Source organism: Alkalibacillus aidingensis, assembly GCF_014595945.1.
Lineage (GTDB): Bacteria > Bacillota > Bacilli > Bacillales > Alkalibacillaceae > Alkalibacillus > Alkalibacillus aidingensis.
In genome coordinates this window covers 160,816-186,841 of record NZ_JABXWU010000003.1, presented here as the reverse complement: position 1 = coordinate 186,841, position 26,026 = coordinate 160,816, and the positions used below count along the sequence as shown (strand labels likewise).

Annotated in this window: 27 protein-coding genes; 11 read left to right on the top strand and 16 right to left on the bottom strand. The window is 38.0% G+C overall.

The features are described from left to right. Positions 1 to 197: 197 nt before the first annotated feature. Positions 198 to 404: a hypothetical protein gene (locus HWQ49_RS08145; RefSeq protein WP_188207109.1), complete on the top strand. Its 207-nt coding sequence runs from the start codon at positions 198 to 200 to the stop codon at positions 402 to 404. Positions 405 to 521: 117 nt separating this feature from the next. Here the strand turns inward: HWQ49_RS08145 and HWQ49_RS08140 are convergent, their stop codons facing one another. After that, a complete protein-coding gene (locus HWQ49_RS08140; protein WP_188207108.1) occupies positions 522 to 1,952 on the bottom strand; it encodes an alpha-amylase family glycosyl hydrolase in 1,431 nt (476 codons plus the stop codon). A gap of 91 nt (positions 1,953 to 2,043) precedes the next feature. After that, the gene (locus HWQ49_RS08135; protein WP_188207107.1) at positions 2,044 to 2,433 is read right to left on the bottom strand and encodes a YisL family protein; all 390 of its coding nucleotides are present in this window, start codon (positions 2,431 to 2,433) and stop codon (positions 2,044 to 2,046) included. Positions 2,434 to 2,592: 159 nt separating this feature from the next. On the opposite strand from HWQ49_RS08135, the gene HWQ49_RS08130 reads away from it, so the two are divergent. Next, positions 2,593 to 3,789: an ornithine--oxo-acid transaminase gene (locus tag HWQ49_RS08130; RefSeq protein ID WP_188207106.1), complete on the top strand. Its 1,197-nt coding sequence runs from the start codon at positions 2,593 to 2,595 to the stop codon at positions 3,787 to 3,789. 246 nt (positions 3,790 to 4,035) lie between these two features. Here HWQ49_RS08130 and HWQ49_RS08125 read toward each other — a convergent pair whose 3' ends face one another. The 5 genes from HWQ49_RS08125 to HWQ49_RS08105 form a co-directional block, all read right to left on the bottom strand. Continuing rightward, positions 4,036 to 4,275 carry a hypothetical protein gene (locus HWQ49_RS08125; protein ID WP_188207105.1) on the bottom strand — a complete coding sequence of 80 codons (240 nt, stop codon included), beginning with the start codon at positions 4,273 to 4,275 and terminating at the stop codon, positions 4,036 to 4,038. A 42-nt stretch (positions 4,276 to 4,317) separates the two neighbouring features. Next, entirely contained in the window at positions 4,318 to 4,581 is a 264-nt protein-coding gene (locus HWQ49_RS08120) for a hypothetical protein (protein ID WP_188207104.1), read from the bottom strand. Positions 4,582 to 4,661: 80 nt separating this feature from the next. Beyond that, positions 4,662 to 5,186, bottom strand: a complete 525-nt coding sequence (locus tag HWQ49_RS08115; protein ID WP_188207103.1) for a GDYXXLXY domain-containing protein — start codon at positions 5,184 to 5,186, stop codon at positions 4,662 to 4,664. Between the two features lie 2 nt (positions 5,187 to 5,188). Then, positions 5,189 to 6,391 carry a DUF2157 domain-containing protein gene (locus HWQ49_RS08110; RefSeq protein ID WP_188207102.1) on the bottom strand — a complete coding sequence of 401 codons (1,203 nt, stop codon included), beginning with the start codon at positions 6,389 to 6,391 and terminating at the stop codon, positions 5,189 to 5,191. Between the two features lies 1 nt (position 6,392). Further along, the gene (locus tag HWQ49_RS08105) at positions 6,393 to 7,562 is read right to left on the bottom strand and encodes a DUF418 domain-containing protein (protein WP_188207101.1); all 1,170 of its coding nucleotides are present in this window, start codon (positions 7,560 to 7,562) and stop codon (positions 6,393 to 6,395) included. A gap of 203 nt (positions 7,563 to 7,765) precedes the next feature. Here HWQ49_RS08105 and HWQ49_RS08100 point away from each other — a divergent pair, with 203 nt between their 5' ends. From HWQ49_RS08100 to HWQ49_RS08075, 6 genes are read left to right on the top strand one after another with little or no spacing between them, the layout of a single operon-like run. Beyond that, positions 7,766 to 7,981 carry a spore germination protein gene (locus HWQ49_RS08100; RefSeq protein ID WP_188207100.1) on the top strand — a complete coding sequence of 72 codons (216 nt, stop codon included), beginning with the start codon at positions 7,766 to 7,768 and terminating at the stop codon, positions 7,979 to 7,981. Continuing rightward, the gene (locus HWQ49_RS08095) at positions 7,978 to 8,193 is read left to right on the top strand and encodes a spore germination protein GerPB (RefSeq protein WP_188207099.1); all 216 of its coding nucleotides are present in this window, start codon (positions 7,978 to 7,980) and stop codon (positions 8,191 to 8,193) included. The genes HWQ49_RS08100 and HWQ49_RS08095 overlap by 4 nt, the downstream gene beginning before the upstream one ends. A gap of 24 nt (positions 8,194 to 8,217) precedes the next feature. Further along, the gene (gene gerPC / locus HWQ49_RS08090) at positions 8,218 to 8,802 is read left to right on the top strand and encodes a spore germination protein GerPC (RefSeq protein ID WP_188207098.1); all 585 of its coding nucleotides are present in this window, start codon (positions 8,218 to 8,220) and stop codon (positions 8,800 to 8,802) included. Beyond that, on the top strand, positions 8,792 to 8,974 hold the full coding sequence (locus HWQ49_RS08085) for a spore gernimation protein GerPD (RefSeq protein ID WP_188207097.1): 183 nt from the start codon (positions 8,792 to 8,794) through the stop codon (positions 8,972 to 8,974). Before gerPC ends, HWQ49_RS08085 begins: the two co-directional genes overlap by 11 nt. 9 nt (positions 8,975 to 8,983) lie before the next feature. Beyond that, positions 8,984 to 9,403 carry a spore germination protein GerPE gene (locus HWQ49_RS08080; protein WP_188207096.1) on the top strand — a complete coding sequence of 140 codons (420 nt, stop codon included), beginning with the start codon at positions 8,984 to 8,986 and terminating at the stop codon, positions 9,401 to 9,403. A gap of 42 nt (positions 9,404 to 9,445) precedes the next feature. Then, entirely contained in the window at positions 9,446 to 9,664 is a 219-nt protein-coding gene (locus HWQ49_RS08075) for a spore germination protein (protein ID WP_188207095.1), read from the top strand. Positions 9,665 to 9,758: 94 nt separating this feature from the next. Here the strand turns inward: HWQ49_RS08075 and HWQ49_RS08070 are convergent, their stop codons facing one another. After that, entirely contained in the window at positions 9,759 to 11,696 is a 1,938-nt protein-coding gene (locus tag HWQ49_RS08070; RefSeq protein ID WP_394810769.1) for a heavy metal translocating P-type ATPase, read from the bottom strand. Between the two features lie 127 nt (positions 11,697 to 11,823). Between HWQ49_RS08070 and HWQ49_RS08065 the strand changes: the two genes are divergently transcribed. Further along, complete coding sequence (locus HWQ49_RS08065) at positions 11,824 to 12,387, top strand: hypothetical protein (protein WP_188207093.1); 564 nt, start codon at positions 11,824 to 11,826, stop codon at positions 12,385 to 12,387. Between the two features lie 59 nt (positions 12,388 to 12,446). Here HWQ49_RS08065 and addA read toward each other — a convergent pair whose 3' ends face one another. The 3 genes from addA to HWQ49_RS08050 are packed head-to-tail and all read right to left on the bottom strand — an operon-like array spanning position 12,447 to position 20,316. Next, positions 12,447 to 16,169: a helicase-exonuclease AddAB subunit AddA gene (gene addA, locus HWQ49_RS08060; protein ID WP_188207092.1), complete on the bottom strand. Its 3,723-nt coding sequence runs from the start codon at positions 16,167 to 16,169 to the stop codon at positions 12,447 to 12,449. Then, complete coding sequence (addB, locus tag HWQ49_RS08055) at positions 16,166 to 19,648, bottom strand: helicase-exonuclease AddAB subunit AddB (protein WP_188207091.1); 3,483 nt, start codon at positions 19,646 to 19,648, stop codon at positions 16,166 to 16,168. The genes addA and addB overlap by 4 nt, the downstream gene beginning before the upstream one ends. A gap of 20 nt (positions 19,649 to 19,668) precedes the next feature. After that, positions 19,669 to 20,316 (bottom strand): TVP38/TMEM64 family protein, encoded by a 648-nt coding sequence (locus HWQ49_RS08050; RefSeq protein ID WP_188207090.1) that lies wholly within the window; start codon positions 20,314 to 20,316, stop codon positions 19,669 to 19,671. Positions 20,317 to 20,482: 166 nt separating this feature from the next. On the opposite strand from HWQ49_RS08050, the gene HWQ49_RS08045 reads away from it, so the two are divergent. Together HWQ49_RS08045 and HWQ49_RS08040 are read left to right on the top strand one after the other, a co-directional pair. Further along, a complete protein-coding gene (locus HWQ49_RS08045; protein WP_188207089.1) occupies positions 20,483 to 20,872 on the top strand; it encodes a hypothetical protein in 390 nt (129 codons plus the stop codon). Positions 20,873 to 21,052: 180 nt separating this feature from the next. Next, positions 21,053 to 21,307 carry a hypothetical protein gene (locus HWQ49_RS08040; protein ID WP_188207088.1) on the top strand — a complete coding sequence of 85 codons (255 nt, stop codon included), beginning with the start codon at positions 21,053 to 21,055 and terminating at the stop codon, positions 21,305 to 21,307. Between the two features lie 36 nt (positions 21,308 to 21,343). Here HWQ49_RS08040 and HWQ49_RS08035 read toward each other — a convergent pair whose 3' ends face one another. The 5 genes from HWQ49_RS08035 to HWQ49_RS08015 all read right to left on the bottom strand — a co-directional run bounded on the left by HWQ49_RS08035 (position 21,344) and on the right by HWQ49_RS08015 (position 26,024). Beyond that, the gene (locus HWQ49_RS08035) at positions 21,344 to 21,778 is read right to left on the bottom strand and encodes a hypothetical protein (protein WP_188207087.1); all 435 of its coding nucleotides are present in this window, start codon (positions 21,776 to 21,778) and stop codon (positions 21,344 to 21,346) included. A 239-nt stretch (positions 21,779 to 22,017) separates the two neighbouring features. Beyond that, positions 22,018 to 23,142 (bottom strand): N-methyl-L-tryptophan oxidase, encoded by a 1,125-nt coding sequence (solA, locus tag HWQ49_RS08030; protein ID WP_188207086.1) that lies wholly within the window; start codon positions 23,140 to 23,142, stop codon positions 22,018 to 22,020. Positions 23,143 to 23,231: 89 nt separating this feature from the next. Continuing rightward, positions 23,232 to 23,711, bottom strand: a complete 480-nt coding sequence (locus HWQ49_RS08025) for a competence protein ComK (protein ID WP_188207085.1) — start codon at positions 23,709 to 23,711, stop codon at positions 23,232 to 23,234. Between the two features lie 527 nt (positions 23,712 to 24,238). Continuing rightward, positions 24,239 to 25,036, bottom strand: coding sequence for an ABC transporter ATP-binding protein (locus tag HWQ49_RS08020; RefSeq protein ID WP_188207084.1), 798 nt, complete (start codon positions 25,034 to 25,036; stop codon positions 24,239 to 24,241). Then, entirely contained in the window at positions 25,011 to 26,024 is a 1,014-nt protein-coding gene (locus HWQ49_RS08015) for an ABC transporter permease (protein WP_188207083.1), read from the bottom strand. The genes HWQ49_RS08020 and HWQ49_RS08015 overlap by 26 nt, the downstream gene beginning before the upstream one ends. Between the last annotated feature and the right edge of the window lie 2 nt (positions 26,025 to 26,026).

Sequence of the window (26,026 nt, the reverse complement as noted above, 5' to 3'; positions counted from 1 at the left end):
TTTCATCTGGTTTTTTTATAAAAAACAGCTTGATAGTAAAGCTAACTAAAAATAATCAACAGATATGATATTTCCACAAATGATTTTCTAATAATTCACCATCTCCATCATATAATGGTATAATAACACTAGTAAACACCATTTTTAATTTAAAAAGTCTTGAGTTTTTATCAATTTCTTCAGGTAAGGAGGTACATATGGACTGGTTAAATTGGTATGATTGGATTACTCCAACCAATGTCAATGCTGCAATCGTCATTGGATTGATCGTTGTAGCCTTAATTCTTGTATTCGTTTGGTTTCAAATTAAAAAGATTAAAGTGATCTTTTCCTTATTAATTACAGGCACAGTAACAGTAGTTGCACTGGCCTTATTACTCAACTGGATTGGTTTTTATGAATAAGCAAGTTTTATATGCTTTCAAATCAGTCCCATCTATTTTTAGAGCTAGTTAACATTACCTCATAAAAAATGACTGAATTGCACTAAAGCAATTCAGCCCTATCTCTTCTTCAAAACTCTATTCCTTACCCCTTGCGTTCTTATTCTTACGATACATCACGAATGCGAAGATCATAAATCCACCCATAATTCCAACGAAAACTAACGTGATAGTCCAATTGATTCCTTGGTCTGTCTGGACTTGATAGACGTTGACCGCTTCTCTTCCTAAAGCGATCGTATAAGCTCCATCTTCATTTTCGCGAACTAAGTCATTATCTAATAGTCCACTGAGCTCAAGATTAGAATCTAAATGGGTAAGGTCTACATGTTCTTGACCCGTACTATTATTAATCGCGACTATGAATTGTTCATCATCTAAATTTCTTTCAAATACTAGAAAGTCCCCTTCATCGTGAAGCACTTCCATCGAACCATCTCGTAAAGCTGGAAACTCATTAACCAAACTCGTTAACTTCTCAATGTGTCGAATAAGCTGATCATCGCCCCCTAAAAAATTGACCATATCGTGATGGGTAGCATCTTCCACTTCCCCATCCATTGGTACCTCAGTGCCTTGGAACAGCCATGGCTCATTCGGTGTCATAAACATAAAGGTTAAAGCCATTTTCCAACGTGTGATCGGATGAAAACCCGTCTCTTCCATCGCTCGGGTAAAACGATCTGTATGATAAGTATCCATGTAATGAATGACACGTGAATCTTGTACGAAAGGACCTGATACTAGAGAGGATAGTTCAGTTTCCACATCCTTAAAAATATCAATAGCTTCATCCCTAAAAGTTTGATTTAAGATTCTGTCAAAACCTCCGTCAAGGTAGAGATCAAAATTTTCCTCATCAAAATTGTTAAGTTGACCGATCCACAGTTGATCTGACAATTGACTGCTAGCTTCTTCCCAAAATGACAACGGACGCTCATCAATGTCATTAACATAAAATCCATCGGTTTCTAAAAGTTCCTGCCAATGACGCATCATCTCAACCATATAATCTTGAGCCGCATCCTCTTCCAGAAAAATATCTCCATTCTCAGAGATCCAATCCTCATCTATTAACGCACTATCAGAACTCACTTGATTGATCGGAAAATGAAGGATGGTCTCAATTCCATGATCACTTAACGTCTCGACAACGGATTGAAGTTCATCTAAAGTCCCATAAGTCTCTTGAACAGATTCATAATCACTGACGACTTGTCCTAAATAATCTTCGCTAGAAAAGACAGGTGATAGCACGACATGGGTGATTCCTAATTCATTTAAATGACTAACACGATCGGCAATTCCAGCAAATTCGCCCCCATGGAAACCTAGGGGATCACCACGATCAACTACATCCTCAGAAGCCTGGTTCGAATTTTGAAAACGATCAATTAAAATATAATAATAACTATGTTGCTCATCTTCTTCCCCATCAGCAAACCCTACTAACGGAGCAACTAAACAACTAAATAAAATAAGCAAAACCATATATAATAAACGTTTCATGGCGAACTCTCTCCTCTATCACTCGTCCAAATATTCAAAAATAGCCTATTAAACGGAAAAAGCCCCATGACGGGACTTTTTTTTATTACAATTACGGTAAAAATCCAAATGGTAAACGTCCGAATCCTAACGCTAACACTAAGATTAATGAAATAGCTAACTGTAACCAACCGCTAAATTCTTTTTTACCTTTCTTAGCTTTTGCCAAGGTCATTTCAATTGCAGCAATTACCCAAACACCAACGACTGCCTTAATGACTGATTCAGCAAAAAACTCACTCTGTATGCCAAAGTAAAAACGGAAGAACAAATCCGCACCTGTTGCTACAATAAGTAAATATAAAACACGAAGAATCATTTGAATAATCTTGATCGGCTTTTCGACCTTATTTTGCTTAATCATGACATAAGCAACTACAAAAAGAATAATTGCAGTACTCCACGAAAGAATATGTATTAATGCCATTTGTTGATGATCCATTACGCATACCTCCTTACCATATATCGTATCATTTTTTTAAAACATATGCGATTAAATTGTTGACAACTTTGAAACAATCCATACAAACAGGTATAATATTGATTAGATATTTTATCCAGTTTTTTTATTTTGTTTTTGCTTATTATTAGGAGGGATTAAATGTTAAAAAATAGTCAAAGCCAAAGCATTATCGAACAAACCGATCATTTTGGAGCAAACAATTATAAACCTCTACCTATTGTCGTTGCCAAAGCTGAAGGAATTTGGGTAGAAGACCCTGAAGGCAATCGCTACTTAGATATGTTAAGTGCTTACTCAGCTGTTAACCAAGGGCATCGCCACCCGAAAATTATTAACGCTCTCAAAGAACAAGCCGATCGCTTAACGTTAACATCACGCGCATTCCATAACGATCAGCTTGGCCCATGGTATGAAAAGATTTGTAAGATGACTAATAAAGAAATGGCACTGCCAATGAATACAGGAGCTGAAGCTGTGGAAACAGCAATCAAAGCGACACGTCGTTGGGCTTACGACGTCAAAGGGGTACAAGAAGACCAAGCAGAAATCATTGCCTGTGTGGGGAACTTCCACGGACGTACGATGACAGCTGTTTCGCTTTCTTCAGAAGAGGAATATCAGCGTGGCTTTGGCCCATTACTACCAGGCATTAAAATTATCCCTTATGGCGATGTTGATGCTTTACGAGATGCCATTACCGAAAACACAGCAGGCTTTATATTTGAACCGATTCAAGGTGAAGCAGGAATCGTCATGCCACCTGAAGGCTTTCTAAAAGAAGCTTATGATGTCTGTAAAGAAAATAACGTCCTATTTATTGCCGATGAAATCCAAGCAGGTTTAGCACGTACAGGTAAAATGTTTGCTTGTGATTGGGAAAATGTAGAACCGGATGTCTTAATCCTTGGTAAAGCGTTAGGCGGTGGTGTCTTCCCAATTTCATGTGTGGTTGCCAACCGTGATATCTTAGGCGTCTTCAATCCAGGCTCACACGGCTCTACATTCGGTGGAAACCCACTAGCATGTGCCGTATCCCTAGCCTCACTTGAAGTATTAGAAGATGAAAAATTAGCCGAACGTTCACTTGAGTTAGGTGAACATATGCTTAACGAATTAAAATCAATTGACAACCCAATCATCAAAGACGTGCGAGGTAAAGGATTATTTATCGGTGTTGAACTACACGAACCAGCCCGTAAATACTGCGAACAACTAAAAGAAAAAGGGTTATTATGTAAAGAAACACACGAAAATGTGATTCGATTTGCCCCACCACTAATCATCGAAAAAGAAGACTTAGACTGGGCTATTTCAAAAATTAAAGAAGTCCTGTGATTTTAACCAGTGGTGTTTAAGTCGGAAACTTTGAAACTCATCGATCAATCGTTAAGTAAAACCAAAAAATGTAAAAAGGCACTTGGGTTAGTAGCCAAGTGCCTTTAATAATTATTCAACTTATTGCGTATTTTTTGGTTTAAGAAACTTACTATAGCACCGTTAAGTGCATTTCCATAAATTGTATTTACTCCACCTATTAGTCGGGAACCTTCTCATATAAACACTTCGTCCCTACTCTAACTCTTATACAATCTCCATAACCGCGCTAATAAAAACAAACAGCGCCAACAGAACAATTACTACACCAAACACTTTCTTCCCTTCAACAAACCGTCTTACGGCCATAATTCCTAACATCACACTACCTGTTAATAAGGCAATCGTAATATAAAGTGGATTGTCCAACACAAAATTAAGGATAATAAACAGTAACGTCACAAACGAGAAAATAATCTCTATAATCAATAACCGCTCTTTACTCATGTCCTTTCCAGCCTTCCTAAATAAAATAAACACTCAACATCTTTAAGTGAAGATAATATAAGCGATAAAAATTAAAATAGCTATGTTGACAACGATTTGTAATTGAAATTTATATGGAAACCGGTCCAGCAATTTATTTAACGTGAGCGATCCATAAATCGTGGCCCCTAATAAGATCACAATCACAAAAAACTCCACTGCTCTGTGGAAATACAAAACGTGAAATATTTCTCCATACATATTTAAAACAATTAAAATAAATATACCGACTAAAAACACAAAAATACGTGATGTCATTTCTTTCATGATTACATCTCTACCTCTCATTATGATTCGCTACATATTATAAACGAAATCGAACCATAACACCATGAAGACTTATTACTTTATGACTCTTCTTCAACTTCGACTGTTTCAACATCAACAACTTTCTTCTGACCCCAAGGCGATAAAGCCACGGAGACAATCAAACGCTCCTGTGAAGCTTCAACCTCTTCTCTTTCGCCCGTTTCCAAGTTGTAACGTCCAATATCTAAATCAATATGATGAATTTCATTAAAATCTTGATATTGGTAGCGAGCCTGAATAACAACTTCATCCCCCTCTGCTTCTAACTTCATATCAGAAGCAGCTTTCACTTGATAAATCCCATCTTCATTTGGTGTTAATAACACATATATACGTTGATTAGGCTTTACTTCATCAGAAGAAAACCAATTTTCTGGCCTAATCTCCTCCACTAAATATTTAAGCTCGACATAATCACCATAAAAAACATCCTGCGAATCATAAGCCTCTGTTTGCAATTTAATAGTCTCTCCAAATCGCTCTAGCAGATAGCTTGATGTGACCATGGCCAATAAAAATAGTACTTGCAAAATAACCGTTATAAAAAAGAGTTTTTTACGCATGATCACCCATCCTTCCTGCGATCTTCTAACCGACCACTGTGCTGACGATTAAGTAAAACTCCAATCACAAACAAAATGATCCCACCAATTAAAAAGAAAAGCGAGCGGTCTAAGAAATCCCAAGCCATTTGGAAATATACAACACATGTACTTAGTAAAAATCCTGCTATTCCAAACCTAACTTTCTGTTGATCATAACAATAATAACCTTCAAGTAATTTACTAATGGACACGATGAATAATAATAAACAAGCAATAATTGAGGCATATTCTCCAAATATAAATACCGGAACAAATAAAACTAATTGGATAACTCCGAATTTTTCTTTATTCAGAATCGCAAAAAGTACAGCTAAGCTTAACATAGGAATTAGAAATAAGAAGTAATAGTCATTAACAGTGAACGTTTCTACCCTAGTCACATTCTCAAATAGTAGTGCATGATAAATGGTTATGATAAACATAGAACCTATAGCTACCCCGTATAAAGGTCTTTGGACCGAACGAGACGCCACGCTATAACTAAGTAAATAGATTAATAAGGCAAAAACCGTAAACCAATAATAGTCGACTTCTGAAACTGAAAAGGCAAATAACTGAACCGTAAGTAAAGAAGCAAACAACCAAGATAACCCTTCATGCTTGCGAACATAGATGACCCCACCGTAAGCCACAACAAATACTGCTAATAATAACCAATTGAAATCATGAAGCTGAAATGTGCTGATCATTTGGCCAGCGAAAGCGATGACTAAGCCGATTATCCAAATGAATATGTGTGGACGGCTCAAATAGATTAAGAAGGCAGCAATGGTCCAGATCGTAAACGAAAAAACGCTATTCATACTGAAATGATACATATCCCCAAACAAGAATATTCCAGTACCAAAAATAGCCAGAGCAACTACATTACAAAATATCCCGTAGCTCTCCCGTCCACGTTCAAACATCCAATAACCTAAAACATAAAAGCTAACTAAAAAACTTATAATTAACGTCACTCGTAACAAGTGATGAATTTCAGTCCAATTAGCCGCGAGAAACGTCAAACAGGCCAAGCCAATTAAAATGGCCGCAAAGAAGAAAATAACTGAACCACCTGATTGTTTTTCATATTTACTAAGTATTTGTTGCTGTTGAGCTTCGTCGATTATCCCTTCTTCCACCCATTCTTTCGACTCTGCCTCTAGCCAACTACGCTTCATGCTAAGCCCTCCTCTTAAACGCTTGTTTACGCCCATAGGTTAAGCTTCGATAGATCCACTCAAAAGGCCCATATTGATATTTAGATAAGTACCAGTGGCTAAACAAGGCTTGCATACTATAAATCAACAAAGCAAGAGCGACTAAAGCTGGAACGGTTAATTCACCGTACCACCCTAAACCAACGCCATAAAATATTAAGAAACAAATAACCGATTGCATTAAATAATTCGTTAATGATAACTTCCCAACTCCTGACATAATTCGTTGGAATCTGAAGAAATACCTTTTTTCAAATAAAATTAGTAATAACAATAAGTAAAATATACTCGAAAACGATCCCCCAATCGTATCTTGCATGAAATCCATCCAAGCTGGCATTCCAAATGCATACGGACCGATTTTAAACAGGGCAAAAATAATAAATGAAATGCCAAGCCACATTCTTATCTGCTTAAGATTTCCCTCAATATCCTTTAGCCATCCCAACTTGACGATAATGATTCCTGTTAAAAACATTGGCAAAATCGTTAAAGTGATAATTATTATTTGAAATGGATCAAACATAATTAACCAATCTGTAAAATTACGACTTAAAATATCTGAATAACTACCTAAATAATGGGCAAAAGACTCTCGAATCGCCCCGTGATCTTGGTACCCGTCAACAAAGTCACGTGCTTGATAATACATAAACGTTAATAATAGCGTGGTGATTAACAGCATAGAAGCTGCCCATTTAACTAACGATTTAACGGATTTATGTATAAACAATAAAGTAAATAAGCCTACAATACTATAAGTTAGTAGAATATCACCATACCAGATGAAGAGCCCATGTGCTAAACCAATTAATGCGAGCACGAACATGCGTCGTCTTAATACCTTCTTTGCTTCGTTCTGAACACTTTGTTGCAATCGTTCATACATTAGATACATACCGATTCCAAATAACAATGAAAATAATGGATAAAAACTAGCTTGAAAAAATAAATCGATCATGACTAAAAAAGGCCCATCCCATTCAGCTTGATAAAACTCACTAGCCCCACCATATAAAAAATGAGGAGAATGAAAAGCCAATATATTAACCATTAAAATACCGAATAACGCAAATCCTCTGATTGCATCTAACGAAATAATACGTTTTCTTGTCCCCGTTATTTCTTTCATCCTCTCACCTCTTAGCTCCATTATAAGCCATTTCTACTTTTTAACAATAGGGGCTCTATCATACATTATGAACCTGATGAAAAGGTCACTTTATAACGAGCAATCTTTACGAGTTTGCTAATTTTTTACTATAAATCTAAATCGGTTATAAGGTGTCAATTCATTATAAGATACATATATTACTATGAAAGGAGATAGGTTATATGCCTGCATTTGTTGGTGCTGTAAATGTGGTAAGTGTCTCCTCTTCAAGCGTTTTTCAAATCGGTGATGTCTACATGATGCAACCGATGAGTAGTGCAAAAACATTTGCAGGTGGAGGTTCTTTTAATACGGGTGATCACATCGAGGTCGAACTTGGATTTTCACAGGTCTATGTTTATGATAAAGATTTTGTTGATCAGGGTGTGATCGGATGACATTAACAGTCCACCAAAACATTCATATTCATTTTCTGAAAGTAGACGCAGTAACCAACTCATCCGTGCTTCAAGTTGGAAGCTCTGGCTGTATTCAGGCTGTCTCTAATGCGTATAACACAGGGGGCTATACTGAACCAGCAGAAGAAGCAGACCCGATTGAGCAGCCACTGGTGCCTATTCCAAGGCTGCCACTTGCGAGTAATAAGTGATTTTTCTAAAAAGGAGTGAGTGATATGCATGTGCATCCATATATTCTTGAAAGGTTGGCTCGGCTTGAGGAGAAGGTGGATTATCAAATCGAGCAAATGGCACAAATCTTATCCTTACTCCAAAACATGTCCCAAGAGCAGCCTGAACAAGAGGAATCAAAGGCTACCATTGATTCAGTTGAATACCATTTTGAACAATTAAAAATTGAAACGCTAGAGGGGACACTCAATATCGGATTAACCCCACAAAACGATCTACCTTTTGAACAGATTGATCTACCAAAACAAGAAGGAATGACTCATTTAGAACAGCAAGCAATGGAGGAGTTATCACCTTTCTTACGTGAAGAATTACCAAAAGCCATCGATGAGTATGCACAAGAACATGACCTTAAGGTGACCGATGAGTGGAAAATGTTAATCCTTCAAGATGTACAAAAACAAGTCCCGAAAAGGGTGAAGGAATATTTATCGCAAATAAACCCCGAAGAGCGAGTGATTATTGAAAATGAGCAAATTCCAACTATCGTAAAACACATTCGTTCTGAAATTTTAAAAGGGGTAAAAGATCATATTATGAAAATAAAGGAGCATCCTGATGAACGTTAAATTTATCAACGAGCAATTATATGTTGATAACATAGAAATTACAGGGGTCTCATCCTCATCACTATTCTTAATTGGTGATGCCAATCATCTGCAATTTTCTTCCAGTTTTGATACGCCACCAGAATCCTATTATATTGAGAATATCGTACCAGTCGTTCCATTTTCAGGGTAAGGTGATGCTATGCGTGATAGTGTTGTCAAAACCGTCAATTGCCAGTCCACAGATAATTCTTCTAGTATAAGAATCGGCGATACAAAATGGTTGACTCCCCAATCAGTCGCCCTTGCCGTTCAAAGAGAAGGCGCATATTATAGTAGAGAATTCCAGGAACGACATACTTTTCAATATTATCATTTCATGGATCAACCTTTTCCAAAGCAATTACAACCATTTCAGTGTAAAGTGTCACGACAAGAAAAACAGCCTATTAAAGTAGGTAATATCAATGTCATTGGTATTACAGCAAGCTCAACCTTACATGTTGGCTCGCTAGAACATGGTGATGCTTTTAGCAAAATTAAGCATGTTAGGCAGCTACTTGAGGCTGATGATGAAGAAGAAGTGGATGATCACGAAACGGATGATCAAGTAATTGATTAATTGTGAGGAATAGGATTTTATTTATAATAAGAAGGTGATGAGATGCCGTCTATTGTTGGCCCATTAAAGATTAATAGTGTTGATGGAGGAACTGTCAACTTTGGAGATGCCTTTTATATTGCACCCAAAAGCTCTTCTAAATCAAACGCAGGGTCTGGTGCATTAAATACCGGACAATTAATCCAAACTAATAATCTACTAAGTACTTCTAATCCAGTTGACCCAGATTTAAAAGATCAACAAATCGCTGGGAATAAATAACGATGAATTAAAAAGACACCGTCCAATGATTAAACGATCAGTTCATTGGACGGTCATTAGTTTAATTATAAACATTTGTCCAAGTCTCTTTGTCTTATTCTTTTAACATTCTTAATCCATTTAAGATAACTAGAATGGTGCTTCCTTCATGGGCAATGACGCCATAAGGTAACGTTAAACTTTGAGAGAAGTTAGCAACGATTAAAACAATAATCACACCAATGGAAAAGACTAAGTTTTGCTTAATAATTCGATTTAATCTTGAGGATAAATTAAATGATAAGGTGATATTTTCAAGCTTACTATTCATCAACACCATATCAGCTGTTTCAATGGCCACATCAGTTCCTGAACCCATAGCAATTCCAATATCGGCTTTAGCCATAGCTGGTGCATCATTCACCCCATCACCAACCATTGCAACTGATTCATAAGTTTCTTTTAAATGGGCGACTTCTTTCACCTTTTGTTCAGGTAAACAACCAGAAATCCACTCCTTAATTCCTGCTTCACTGCTGATCGATTGTGCCGTCTGTTCATTATCACCAGTGATCATGATCGTTTTTATTCCTTTTTCATTCAATGATTGAATTAACTGTTTTGCCTCAGGCCTAATTTGATCCTTAACCGCCACTAACCCTGTCACCAATCCTTCTTTACCTATCAGCATAACGGTTTTCCCTTGTCCTTGCAGGTAGGATTTACGTTCTTGTATATCAGAGGGGATCTCTACATTCTCTTCCATTAATTTCATCAACTGCTCATTACCGATATACCAAGCTTCTTGATTAAAGATGGCTTTCACACCATACCCAGTTATATTTTCCATTTCATTAATACCATTTTTGAATTCCACTTGTTTAGTTTCACCATAATGAACAATTGCTCGTGCTAGTGGGTGGTTGGATTGGTTTTCAATAGCGACGACATGCTCTAGAACATGTGACTCATCAATTCCCTCTTTAACATAAAAGTCAGTCACCTCAGGTTCACCCTTTGTAATCGTTCCTGTTTTATCAAAAGCAACTGATTTCACCTTTGATAACTGCTCTAAGTAACTTCCACCTTTCATAAGTACTCCTTTTCTCGCCCCCGTACTAATCGCCGAAAGTAGTGTTGGCATAATAGATGCAACCACCGCACAAGGGGAGGCAACAACTAATAACACCATGGCTCGATAAAAGGTTTCCTCAAAGTCAAACCCGAGAACAAATGGTGGAAACACTAGCATTAATCCAACTACTACAAGAACCGTGATTACATAAGGACCTTCAATTTTTTCGATTAATTGCTGGCTCGGAGGACGATTTTCTTTTGCTTCTTCAACCAGGCGAATCATTTTTTGGAATAAAGAATCTTGGTTTCGTTTAGTCACTTGAACAATAACAGAACCATCTCCATTAATCGTTCCGTTAAACACCTCATCACCTGATTGCTTATCATCTGGAATCGATTCCCCGGTAATAGTGGATTCATCAATAGAAGTTTGACCGGATAGAATCTCCCCGTCTACCGGAATCCGTTCACCATTTCTAACAAGTACACGATCACCAACATTTAAGGCATCCAAAGCTACCGTTTCGACCGTATCGTCTTCTTTTAATCTATTTGCCTCTTCAGGTGCCAGTTGAATTAATGTCGATAGATCACGCTCACTCTTTTGTGTCGCATAAGTTTCTAAAGCACCACTCACTGAAAAGATAAAGATTAAGATCGCGCCTTCATGCCAATAACCTATTGAGGCAGCTCCGATTGCCGCTAAAATCATGAGGATTTCAACATTTAAGGTATGATCATGAATAAGGTCAAGAACGCCTTCTTTTGCCTTAAAATAACCACCAACCACGTAAGCTAATATATATAAAACTGCAGTAAGGGCACCGGCATCATAAGACTCTGAAATAAACGCCGTTAGTAACAACACCCCACCAAGACCTGCAAAGATCATTTCCAGATGTCGTGATATATTTCCCCATAATGAAGTAGAATTCTCCATAGTCCTCCCCCTATCCTGTTTATAATAAGTATTTATTTATAATTATTATAATCTGATTATAGCATACCTCACTTTTTAAATAAAATTAAATACATCACATTGTTGTTTAAACTTCTGTGACAGGATAATTAATCATTATATGGGGAAAGATACGAGAAAATGAATGCTAGGTGATGTTATGTGGAAAGTTCTGCACCTTTTATTAATAGCTATTTTAGCTATGTTTCCAACCTTATCTGTCGAAGGGCAGGAAGTAGATAATCCTAAACCATTTGAAGAGTCATTCCCTGATCTGGGTTATACGACGGTAGAAGAGGCCGTTGGAGCGTTCGAAGAATATTACGGTCGGAGCGTAACACTGCCATTACGTGTTCCACCCATTGAATTTACACATCAGTTCGGACGATTTAAAAACGGAGAGGAAAACCAACTAGGCCATTCACTTGAAATCACTTTTTTAAATGAAGAATTATTAATCAATCATTATAAAATTGATATTCGACCATTAGAAGAAAAAATCCCCATCGAAAACAAGGAAACTCTTGGAAAGTACTCACTCAATTATGGGAATGAAGCTAAGTATATAGCTATTGCTGGGTTTAATGTGTTCGTTTTCGAAAAGGAAGGTTGGCAGTATATGATTAGTATTGACCGAAGAATTACAGAGCTCATTACACCCGATAATTTGGTCGATATCGCCAATTCAATTGATTATGCTCAACAATGAAAGGTTAATATAAAAAACATACCAAGCGCCATTTCACAGTATGAAATGGCGCTTGGTATTTAAAGGTTAATCATTAGTGAACGATCAAAGTAATACAAGAATACTCCTTCTAAATCAACATTCCATATACTCTCAAAGGCGCGACAATATAGATCAACCTGCAATTTGTAACGGTCAGACAGTCTTTTAATCTGCTGATCATCAAGATCACCGACAACGCGATCTGTTTTATAATCAACTAAATACCACTTACCTTCATACTTAATAATACAATCAATGACACCTTGAATGAGCACACTTTCATCTGTGTCATCCTGCCAATCTGGATAGATCTCCTTGGCACTTAGCTCCATCGTAAATGGTAATTCGCGTTTAACCTCATCTGCATTTAGCAGCATCTGGCCAACTGGTGTTTTAAACAGTTGTAAAATTGACTGATAATCAACCGCATCTGCTTCCTCATCAGTCAAAATTTCCTTGATAACTAAATCAGATACAAACTCACGTAAACCGTCTTCCTCCCATTCACGATTAAAAGGAAGATGTTGCATAACAGCGTGCATCGCACTACCGATTTCGGCCTTCGTCAGCGTTTGGTCATCTTGTTGCATAAAACGTGGACGTTTGAGTGAATGCTTTATTGAACGTCTTATGAAATCAGTCGCACTGGTCTCATCTTCCTCTTGTCGTAATCTTTTTAACTCCGTAACCGTTTGCTTCGCTCGGTGATGAACACTACTTGGAAAAGAATATGAAAAGGTTAAACGTTGACCAACTTTGTCAAATTCATCTGACTTTGCTTCAATTTTACTAGAGTCCCATTCTTTAATCGCTTGTTCTAAATCATCATTACGTTTGACCGTAATCCACTCAGGTTCTTCATAAACACTCGCATGTTCAATCCAAACCTGCCATGTTGAATCATCATCACGAATTTCACTAGGAACCTGTCTGTCAACTGGCCCTTCCCCTAATTTATCCGTCCCACCATGTCTGATTAATGACATACCAATCCAATTTAAATAGTTGGATTGCTCTACTCGAACGTGTGGTGGTAAGACCCATTGTGGATGCGAAGCAATCTCCTGCCACTTAGCATGACGTTTGTCCCAGTCGTTAATCGTTCCAACAATGACTAGCTTCTCCTTTGCTCGTGTTAAAGCAACGTATAAAACACGCATCTCCTCGGCTAACATTTCACGCTTATTGGCAACCGAAATTGCTTCAAATGGGAACGTTTTATACATAATGCGATTATCCACATCCATAAACTTAGCCCCTAAGCCAAGGCGCTTATGCATCAAATAACGTTTCTTATAATCAGCTGTGTTAAAATCCTTATCAGCTGCACCCAGAATCACTATGGGGAATTCCAAACCTTTACTAGAGTGAATCGACATCAGTCTAACAACATCTTCTTGCTCACCTAATGCACGTGCAGCTGCTAGATCCTCTCCGTTCTCCTCCATTTTTTCGATAAAACGTAAAAAACGAAAGAGACCTCGATAGGCTGTGTTCTCATAACTACGTGCTCGGTCATAAAGAGCGCGCAAGTTGGCTTGTCGCTGCTTACCACCGGGTGTGCCACCGACAAATTCATAATAACCTGTCTCGCGATAAATTTGCCAAATCAGTTGAGATAAAGCACCATACCTTGCTTCTTGGCGCCATTTGGTAAACATGCTAAAAAACCGTTCCAAACGACGAATTAATTCGCCGTCCTCACCAGCTCTCATGTAATTTTTAACAGCTTGATGAAATGTCTCCTTTCGTCCATGCAGACGAATCTTTGCTAACTCATCTTCATTTAAACCGACAATAGGTGATTTCAACACACTCGCAAGTGGGATATCCTGCTTAGGATTATCAATTGATTTCAACAAGTTTAACATCACTTGTACTTCAATCGCTTCTAAGTATCCCTCTGACATATCTGCATACACCGGTATCCCTAACTGCTTAAGCTCCTCTACCACGACACCAAACCAAGGTTTTGAGCGCATGAGAATGACAATATCCTTGTACTTTACCGGTCTTGGACGCTCGGTTTCTTTATCAATGATAGACATCGGCCGAGAGCCATCCGTACCTACCCAAGATTGAATTTTCTTTGCATAAGCTCGCGCTTCAAGTTGGGCTTTCTCAAGGTACTTCCACTCATCAGATTGCTCTTCGCTCTCGTCATCTTTATCACGTGTGATAATATGAAGCTCTGTATCCACATCTGAAGTTGTTAACGTATCATAAACCTTATTACTGTAAATTAATTCAGCCTCTTTTTCGTATTCCATGTCACCAACTTGTTCATCTAACAACTGTCGAAAAACGTAGTTCGTGCTAGATAACACTTCAAAACGACTACGAAAGTTTCTAGCTAGGTCAATTCGCATATTTGAATTCTCACCATTTTGGAATTCTTGATACTTTTTCATAAACAAGCTTGGCTCAGCGTGACGGAAGCCGTAAATACTTTGCTTCACATCTCCAACCATAAATAGATTGCCACCAGATTCATCTCCTGTTAGCATCGTTAGGATTGTTTCTTGAACCAAGTTGGTATCTTGATATTCGTCAATCAACACTTCACGAAACTGTTTTTGGAATTGTTTAGCAACCTCAGATGGCTTTAGGTTATCAGGGGTAGCGTCTTCACTCAAAAGTATTTGTAAGCTGTAATGCTCTAGATCTGAAAAATCAACAACGCCTCGCTCCAGTTTTTCCACTTCTAATCGTTCATCAAACTCTTTAACCACCTTAACTAGCTGTTCAATTTGTGGTTTTAATTTCCGTAAATCATTCACTAAAGCGGATGGTTCGCGCTGAAACCATTGCTTGATTACCCCTGAATACTTCTTCTTATAACGGTCTCTTATATCTTTCACACGCTGCTTTAAATCTTCGTTACATTCTACTTTTTTGCTAGATAAACGAGCAAAACTTTGTCTTTCTAACAAAGCATGGCGTAAATCTTCCCAGGGAGCTCCTATATACTCCATCACTTGTTGAAATAATTCTTTATCCTGTTCTAACGTTTCTAAATAATGCTGAGGGCCATCAACCTCTTGTGCCAGATTGATCGCATGATTCACGTCAAACATTAAGGATTCAAACGCCTCTTTAATATCTGCTCTGGCATACGGCATCCATACTAAATCATCAAGAGTTGAATCGTCACCAACATCATACATCTCAACCAATTCATCTAACCATTGAACTGGCCAAGGATTCTGGATCGCAAAGTTATGGACTTTTAGTACGAGCTCTTCTACCTGCTCATCATTACGGTCATTAGAAAAGCTGTCAACAAAACGGAAAAAGGCTTCCTGTTCCTCACCTTCTTTTCCATACCAATATTCAAAAACCTCTTGGATCACATCTCTTTTGAGTAATTCAGACTCTACATTATCTAAAATACGAAAACTAGGGTCTATATCCAATTGGTAACTATACTTACGCACAACATTCATACAAAAAGCATGTAACGTTGAAATATTCGCTCGCTGGAGAAGGGCGATTTGTTTTTTTAAATGGACACTCTTAGGGTTCGACTCTAATGCTTTCTCCAAAGCTTGGCCGACTCTAGTTCTCATTTCTTGGGCTGCTGCATTCGTGAAGGTCGCCACTAACATTTCATCAATATTATAGGGATCTTCTTCATCGAGCATCTTTTGAATAATTCGCTCGACTAACACGGCCGTCTTCCCCGAGCCAGCTGCTGCAGAGACGAGAATATCCTTGCCACCTTCATAAATAGCTAATTCTTGCTCCTTTGTCCACTTCATTTATTCTCCCCCTCTCTTGCTAACATTTTCTCGAGCATCACTTCGTCTTTTTCTTCCTTCAAACGTTCATAATCCTTTTCCTCTAGTGATGGATCAAATTGGCAGACTGACTTATACGGACAAAATGTACAAGCGACATGATCTTTCTTTTGAATAGGATTTAGCCTAACATCACCTTGTACAATTTCACTACCCGCTTGACGCATGACCCCTCTGACATATTGATTCATTCGCTTAAAAATATCTTTATCAACAGTTCTTGAAGTCTTTGTAAAAGTACCATCTTTTCTCACACCAAATGGTGCAATTTGTGACGTACCGGTAACTGACTTATCCATGGCAGCTGCAACCTGCTCATCTTCTAATAGCCAGCCCTTCATTTTATATTGTTTAAATAGTTCCTCTTCCACCGAGGACTTAATATCCGTTTCATTTAAAGTCGGGTTATGCACATGGAAGTACAAGACACCCGCAGGCTCCACTTCTTTTCCTAACCAACGATCAGAATGAGTTAAAACGACATCTAAATACGTTAACATCTGGAGGGCTAATCCATAATACACATCAACTAAGCTTAAATCTTTCTTGCTAGACTTATAGTCAATAATTCGTAAAAATAATTGATTGTCAATTTCAGCCTGATCGACTCGGTCCACTCTACCACTTAGTTCTAATTGATACCCATCCGGTAAATCAAGTGTTAGTGGTGGTAACTTTTCCCGACGACCAAACCCAATCTCAATTCCTGCTGGTACAAAGTCTGATTGCTTTGATTGGTTAGCTAAAACCGTTGTTGCCCGAATGATTACCTGTTCTAACTTACGTAAAATATAACGGTAACGATTTGAGCTAAACAAGATTTGATGCTGTAGGATTGGGGCCAACTGATTAATTGCCCGACGTGCATATTGTAAAATTTCCTCCTCTGTGAGTTCGAAAAACGCCTTACCATCTTCATACACCCATTCAGTAATAAATCTTAAGGATTCATGAAATAATTGACCGATATCCGGAGCTTCTAATTGATATAAGTTACGTTCCTTAAGACCTAACGTGTATTTAGCAAAATAATGATAAGCACACTGATGGTAGGTTTCTAAGCGCGACACACTCGATTTGATGGTTGTATCAAATATTTGCTTAGCTGTTTCTGGTTCGAGGTCAACTGGCTCGTTGCGATAAAATAAACTGCTTAAAATTTGCTGGGTTTCATCTGTTTTTGATTCTTTTTCCATAAACCAATGTAGGGTATCCCAATAAACCCCGGCAATTGGATAACCACGCAAATATCTTGATAATTCAGCTGTTAATATCGCACGTGACTTTACTGGATTGGTAATAAATCGAAGTGGATCTTCTTCATCCTCATCATCGAGTAACATTTTCACTTCTGCTTGTGGGTACATCGTTTTTAGTTGTTTAATAATGGGGGCCTCGGTCTTTTGATTTCCCTCTGCATCACTAAACGGATGACTCACCCATAACTGTTCACTTCCGAGAGTAAATGCTAAGTACATATAAAAACGATCATCTAATAAGACCCGGTCCGCCTGATCCGCTAATGTGATCCCTTGTGAGTCTAATAATTCACGCTCTTCATCGGTGACTAACCCTTCACTCATTGGTTTCATCGGGAACACACCTTCATTAACTCCTAAAATAAAGTTCACCTTCACATCGGTAATACGGGAGCGTTCAACATTACCAACAATCACGTGATCAATGGTTGGGGGAACATGGGAAAACTTTAGTGTCTCAAAACCTGCTTCCATAACCTCGCCAAACAATTTCAAAGAAAACTCCTCTTCACCTAACATGTCGACCATTTCATCAAATAGCTGCATGACTGCTTGCCATGCCTGCTCTTGTTCACGTGCTGTTTCGACATCACCACGAGCATCAAAATCGTCACGAAGTGCTTCCAACGTTTCAGGTGCTGCAATTTGTTCAAGCCAGCTATAAATAACTTGACAGCGCTCCTTGACCGTTTTAGCTTGGCGTATTTGTTCATCAAACATCTCTAAGTAATCTACGACCTGTTGACGGTATGCATTTATTTGTTTTTGTACTTCTAACTCTTCGTCTGTTTGCTTACGAATATCAAGTCCAAATAAGCGTTGATAAGTCCAACCCTGCTCCTTTAACCACTGTTCACGCGTACGAATTCCGTATTCAAGCACATAATTTTCTAGTAGATCAATCGCCTCTTCATTTAATGGATACGCCTCATTTGTGGGTTTAATAAAGCCTGTCTTAAGTAACCTAAATAACGTATCATAACGCCAGTTTCGTTCAACCAATTCTAACGCACTACGGATTAACTCGATAAACGGATGGTTTAACATCGTTCTCTTTTCATCTAAGAAAACTGGAATATCATAATCTTTAAAAATAGTTTCAATTAAGTCATGATAAGTACGATCATCACGCATTAACACCGCAAAATCGCGATAACGATAGCCTTCTTCACGTACTAAGCGAATCATCTCTTGAGCAACCCCTTCGACTTCTGCTCTTGGATGAACCGCCTCAACTAATTTGATCGGTGCCTCCCCTTCAAAAGTTTGCACCGGATGTTGGTCAAAATGGCGCTCTAGATGTTGAAATGCCAAGTTATCTTTAAAGCGACGCTCATCAGGATAAAGCTTAATCGTGTCTTTTACATTTATCTGATGATGATCAGCCATTTCGATTAACGATTCATAAGTCTTACGCGTTTGGAAGAATAAATCAAGTTCACCCACTTCTTGGTGCTTTTCATCTAAGATGAGTGCAACTTTAACCTCTTTTGTATAACGCATGAGTGCTTCTAGAACATAAAGCTCTTGTGGTGTAAACCGATAGAAGCCATCGATATAAATAGTTGACTGGCTTAACACATTAGTTTGAGCAATTTTTTCAACCAACAGTTCAAGCTGATCCTCACTATCCACATAATGCCCTTTGAGTTGTTCATCTAATTTTTCATAAATAAGTAATAGATCTTCAAGCTTATGCTTTAACGCCATTTCATTAGGCGTTAAATGCTCAAAACGACTCAACTCATCTAGAACGCTTTGCAACGATTCCGGTGTCACACGATATCTTTTCAACTCGGTGATCATTTTCTCCAACTGGTCGATAAAACCTTGCTTATCCATCGCTTTTTGAAAAGCATCAAACGACTCCTGATGTTCCTCGGCAATTTTTCTTAACAGCATTTGGATTCCAGTTGACGTCACAAATGGCTTCGTACCCCCTCCTACTTCTTGGAACACAAACCAAGCTAACCGTGAGAAGCTAAACACCTGAGCACGAATAGACCCAGCTAAATCGCTTTTTCTTAATAAATCATACTCTTGTTGAAATGCCATTTGGTCTGGAACAATATAAAAAATCGGATCACCTGTTGGATCCTGTTTTAATTCACGTTCAATTTCTTCTAAACAGTACGAGCCAATCTCTGATCCAGCTCGTCCTAAAATAAACTGTAAACCCACACTCATTCCCCCTTTATAGGCTAGGTCGTTTCACCATCTTCTCGCTCAACGTCTGTTTGAATTCGCTTCTCAATATATTTTCCGATGATCCAAAACAGACCAATCGCAATCCCTACAATGATCGTTTTTACAGGTTCTTCTGCAAATGACGTTATACTATCCCCTACATAAGATACTGAAAAAATCATGACCGCTTTTCCTAACGCTAAAGCTAAAATCACCTGTTTAATTGACATCTTCGTAAATGCCACAACGACATTTAATAAGGCTGAAGGCGAAAACGGAAAGCACAATAATAAAAATAATGGCGTAAAACCACGTCGATCAAAGAAGGTCGTAATCTTTTGAATATGCTTCTGATATTTAATTCGCCTTACCCAGCGAAACTTTTCACTCTTTCGCACTAAGACAAAGACGATAATCGCTCCTGCCAAACTACCTGCCCATGATAAAAGAAAACCCATGACCAATCCGTAAACAATCGAGTTCGCTAATATAAACACGATAATTGGCAAAAACGGTAAGAACGCTTCTATAAATGGCAGAAGAATCCCCGGAATTGGACCAAAACCACCATAAAATTGCAACAATTGAATGATAAAATCTCCAACGACTGAATCCGATATCATGTCTTGTAGTTCATCTAAGTTTGAAACGTCTTCATTCATGGTCTCTTTCTCCCATCTTTGGTCTCTACTTATCATTTTATAAGAAAAATGAACGCTTGCCCACTTTTAGAGACGAAATCTTTTCTTCTTTAGTGTTTGATATTTTATCAAGATTATCATATAATAGAACAAACGTTCGATAACTAATAACAACGGAGGGATCACTGTGCAATACTTAAATGAAGAGGAAGGAAAAATAGCATCAAGATTCTTATTTTTATCGATGGCCATCGTTGTTTTAGAGAAAGACATCAAGTTAATTGAATCAGGATCGTTTAAAATAAAAGAGCCTTACTTAGAACTGCTCCGTCGCATGATTCACCAAGCACGAACCGAACGACGAGATTTACGGAAGAATATGGACCAACGCAAAATGGATGTCGTATTTATTCAAAAAAACGACACCTTTTCCACCTATTTATTTTTGGCCCACGGATACGAGGAAGAGCGTCGGTACTTTAACCCAGCTGTCCGTAAGAAAGTTGAACAGATTTTATATGAGCTGATGTTCGAAACGATCGATACGACCAACAAACCAACACCCGACTATGCGTAGTTTTTGTTTGAAGCTTTTGAAACTAAATACCTATTACTAATATATTTGGAATTCTATATATGGATTCCAAGTTTTTCGACTTTTCTAACTAAAATGTGTTATGGTAATCGTACAAAATGGCTAAAATCATGTTCTCATGAATACTTAGGGCATAGTAAAACCTATAGAGGTGAGTAAAAAATGAACTTAAAAACAGTTAATCACATGGCTACCATCTTAGGTGTGATTGGCTTAATCATAACAACATTAGGATTGATTAGTTTTGGATTAGGAACGAATTCAAGTTTGCTGGATATCATATTCGGGGTAATCATTGTTTTTATCGGCTACTCCATTTATCAATTTGCCTCATTCATGGAATCTAAAATGACATATTTAACCAACAGAATGGCCTACCTAGAAAAACAAATTAACCAATTAAAAAAGAAACATTAGACCAGACATATCAAATAACCGGTTTATGTTTAACATTTAATGCTTGATGTAAAGGTAATACCATCTAAAAACCGGCACAATAAAGAGGTAAAAAATAGCCGAATACCACAATTTCCATCCAGTATAATTTAAATAATCGAAATACACGGTTGTCCATTCAAAGAAAGTAGCAAAACCAGCCCAAGCAATCCAATATGGGATGAACCGTTTAAAGTCATGAGGCATATAGTTTAAATACAGTAATGCAAATAGTGGAGCAGTAAATAACTTGATCAATAAGACGCCTCCACTCAGTTCATTTGAATCCCCAAAATAATAAAAGCCGAGAGTTTTATCTAGAGTTAAATCAATGACAATTTCGGTAAATGCTGCACTAATCCATATGATTAATATATCTCGCTTATCCAACTTCTTTGGCATGAACCAAACGACTACTAACAAAACACCGACCACAATGGAGATATAAAGCACTGGAGTTCAGTCCTTTCCTTCTCGATTGTATTAGTTTTTCAGGAACTAAGACTATTATGTAAAAGGATCACAAAAAGCATTATTCTTTTTATACCCATTGTACATTTTGCGGTTCACGGGGCGAGAAAACAGTCATGAGAACTCTACAATAAGATAATCACACTCATATGCATTTTTCCCATAAAAAACACGTGATTCATTTCAGAACTCACGTGTTTCACCTTATATTATTTAATTGCCTAAAATCGATCCACTCTAAATGGTGACAGGTTAAATTCTGTTTCACCACTTGTTACTAATTGTGATAAAATCTCTCCTACAACACTGCTAAACTTAAAGCCATGACCGGAGAACCCACATGCGACAATCACATTTGTGTAACCTGGAAGCTGATCAATTATAAAATCGCCATCGGGTGTATTGGTATATGTACAGACCTTGCCCATACGATGAGGCATTTCCTCTTTAAAAATTCGCTTAGTTTGCTTGACCACATCAGATCGATCACTTTCATAAGTCCCGAACTCAGCTAATTCCAGTGAATGTTCCAATAGCTCTCCACTATCATGACGACCAATTTTAACTCCCTGACCATTAATACTAGGAAAGCCATAAAACGTCTGATCATTTGCGTCATAAGCCCAACCTGGGAAATGGCCACTTCCATAGGTTTCCTCATTTGAGTCAAACCATGAAAACGTTTTTCGGACAGGCTGAAGTGGCACATGTTCATCCAACAACGATAAGACCTGGTTCGTTCCCTTTCCAGCCGAGACAATTAGCTTAGAAGCAGTCACAACACCATCTGATAACTGAATGGTCACTTGATCATCACTAGTCTCAACAGCTTGAACCTGTTGATTCATTTTGAATTCGGCCCCAGCACCTACTGCCAAATTACGATAAGCCTGGATACACTTCTCACTCATTAACACCCCTGAATCTGGCTCAAAACATCCAAACAAATCCTCTGTTAAATTAAAACCTTCCCAACGTGCATTAACTTCTTTAGCTGTTAATGTCTCAAGGTTTAATTCAAACTCTTCTGCACTTTTGATCACATTTTTAACAAAATCCGAATCCCGATCACCGATATTTAGCACACCAACTTGATGAAATAACGCTTCACCAGATTCCTGTTCAAGCTCACCCCAAAGCTCCTGAGCTCGAAGCGCCATCGGAACATAACTTTCTCCTTCACCATAAGCATGGCGAATTAATCTAGTTTCACCATGGTGCGAACCTTCGCTATGTGGTGGATCAAATGCATCAATCAACACGACACGCTGATCCTGCTTCGCTAAATAATAACCAGCAGCCATCCCCATGGAACCTGCACCGATTATTGCAACATCATATCCCATCTCATCACCCTCTTATTCAATATATTAGTCTGTTAAAGGATATTAAGCGAATTTTAGCAATAAGCCAGGGTGTTGTCAAAGCGATGTACCTAAACCCGGTAACTTGAAATTCGCTCTGTCACCAAATGACGATACTGTGCAGTTTTACGAATCTGGTTAGTTAACGATGTCGGCGAAACATTAAGATTTAATGTCTTACCACAATTGAAGATCACTCGTGTTTGTTTAGGAGCCAATGTTTCTAGATTTAAGACATAGCTATGCGCAATCCAAGCACACTCAGGAGAATGAGGCGATGAAGTAGGCATGAAGTACATATTTGATGAAGGTTCAACAACAATAGGGGCTTTTCGTTGGACGTTAAAAGATTTGCGAGTGGCATCCAAACGACCTTTCAAACTACAAGCAAAATAATTACAGATATCTTCCATTAGCTGCTTCGGTGTTAGATAAGAATAAAAATCATCGCCTTTATTCACAACATATGAACCAAAAACGCCATCTGAAAATTCATGAGGTAATACTGCTAATGTTTCTAAAGTAATACGACCATCTTCTTTAATATTCATATTTTTCTCCCCTTTCAGAAATTAAATATATATTATAAAACTTGTCATAAAAAGTAAAACCACTATTTTCTGCATTATCGCCCGATTTTTAGCTAATTTGACATAAAAATCACCACTAATTTTCCTTACGTATACACAAAACAAAACATAAAGAAAAAATTTATTTTTTTTAAAAACAAGCGCCTTAAAAACGGTTTTAACTTCACTTAATAGGCTTATAACACCATGAAAAATAACTTTAAAAGGGGAGTGTTTTTTAATCGTTAAAAGAATTAAACCGACCATGTCACCTTTCTATTAGTCAGTCAACACTTTTTTCACAAACAGGTAAATATACCTGTGATGAACGGTATTGATAAAAAAACTTGACAATAAAACTAAATTAGTATCCACAATCCTACGTTCATATTTTTAACATTGCTTTCAAAATTGTGACCTTACAATATACAAAAAACCAATCCGAGATTTTATCAATCTCAGATTGGCACTGTTCTTAAAAGTTATTAAAATAGACACCTTTACCTAGATCACTTCGCCAACAACGCTCGATCACTTGCCATTTTCTTACCACGGATATCTTGGAAGTTTTGGAGGAGATCTGCAACAGTTAATCTATCTTTATCGGCACCGTTGGCTTCGAAAATAATTTTTCCTTCATCCATCATCCAAAGGCGATTCCCGAAGTCTATTGCCTGCTCCATTTGGTGAGTTACCATGACAGTGGTTAAATTGTGTTTTTCAACTAGTTCACGTGTTAACTTTAGGATCAATTCTTCTTTGGACGGATCGAGTGCTGCTGTATGTTCATCTAGTAATAATATTTTAGGTTCTGTAAAAGTTGCCATGAGCAAGGATAGAGCTTGACGTTCACCACCTGATAATAAACCGACTTTAGTATTCAACCGATCTTCTAAGCCGATCTCTAAGGTCGATAGGTGCTCTTGAAATCGTTCGCGTAACTGTTTGGATACACCACGAAACAAGCTACGACGCTTGGTTCGCCCAAGTGAGATCATCATATTTTCTTCGATAGTCATACCTGGTGCAGTCCCTGACATCGGATCTTGGAAAACCCGACCGATATAACGTGCACGCTTTTGTTCGGGGAACCCTGTAACATTATTTCCGTCAATCCAAACATCACCTTCATCGGGAATGATCGTGCCAGCTAATGTATTAAGAAGAGTAGATTTCCCTGCACCATTACTTCCAATAATTGTGACAAAATCACCCACATCAAGCTGCTGGTTGACGTCAACCAGTGCCTGCCGTTCATCTGGTGTGTTCGGATAGAAGGTTTTATGAATTTGATTTAGTTGAAGCAAGGTGAATCTCTCCTTTCTTCTCCGTTGCACGTGCTTTTGACTTTTTATACTGGCTTTTGGCATTAGAATGACCCAGCCAGTTAGGGAATACGAGAGCCACAACGACAATAATCGCGGTAATCAACTTCATATCACTCGCTTCTAAAAAGTCTACGCGCAAAGCTAATGAGTATATAATTCGGTAAATAATCGCACCTAAAACAACAGCCAGTGTCATTCGGACGATCTTGTCTTTACCAAACAACACCTCGCCAATAATCACCGAAGCTAAACCAATAATAATCATCCCGACACCAAGGTTAATATCCGCAAATCCATTATGCTGAACGATCATCGCACCACTAAACGCAACTAACATATTGGAAATCCCCATGCCAATTACAATATATAAACTAGTGTTGGCTGAAAAGCTGCGTACCATCTTGGCATTATCACCTGTAGCTCGCAATGTTACACCGGCTTCCGTCCTCAAGAAAAAGTCCATTAACTTCTTCACAATAATAATCACAACTAGAAGAGACATTAGAGTATAAAAGGATCTCGGTGCAAAGTCGGCGATTCCTAACCAGTTAAATGGCGCCATGAAAATCGCCTCTAAATTCATTGCTTCCCACCAACCACTAATCGTTGTAAACAAGGTGTTTTCATTTAAGAGTGGGATGTTTGGCTGTCCCATAATTCTTAGATTAATAGAATAAAGGGCAATCATCATCAGAATACCTGATAATAATGGATTAATGTTACCCTTGGTATGCAGGATGCCTGTGATACATCCTGCAAAGAAGCCTGAGATAGCACCTGCTAGAGTAGCTGTAAAAGGATCGACACCACCAACAATCATCACGGATGTGACAGCGCCACCTGTAACAAAACTTCCGTCTACCGTTAAGTCAGGAAAATCTAGTAAACGGAATGATATATAAACACCTAGTGCCATAATCGCGTAAATTAATCCTGATTCAACTGCCCCGTATAATGCACTAACCATGC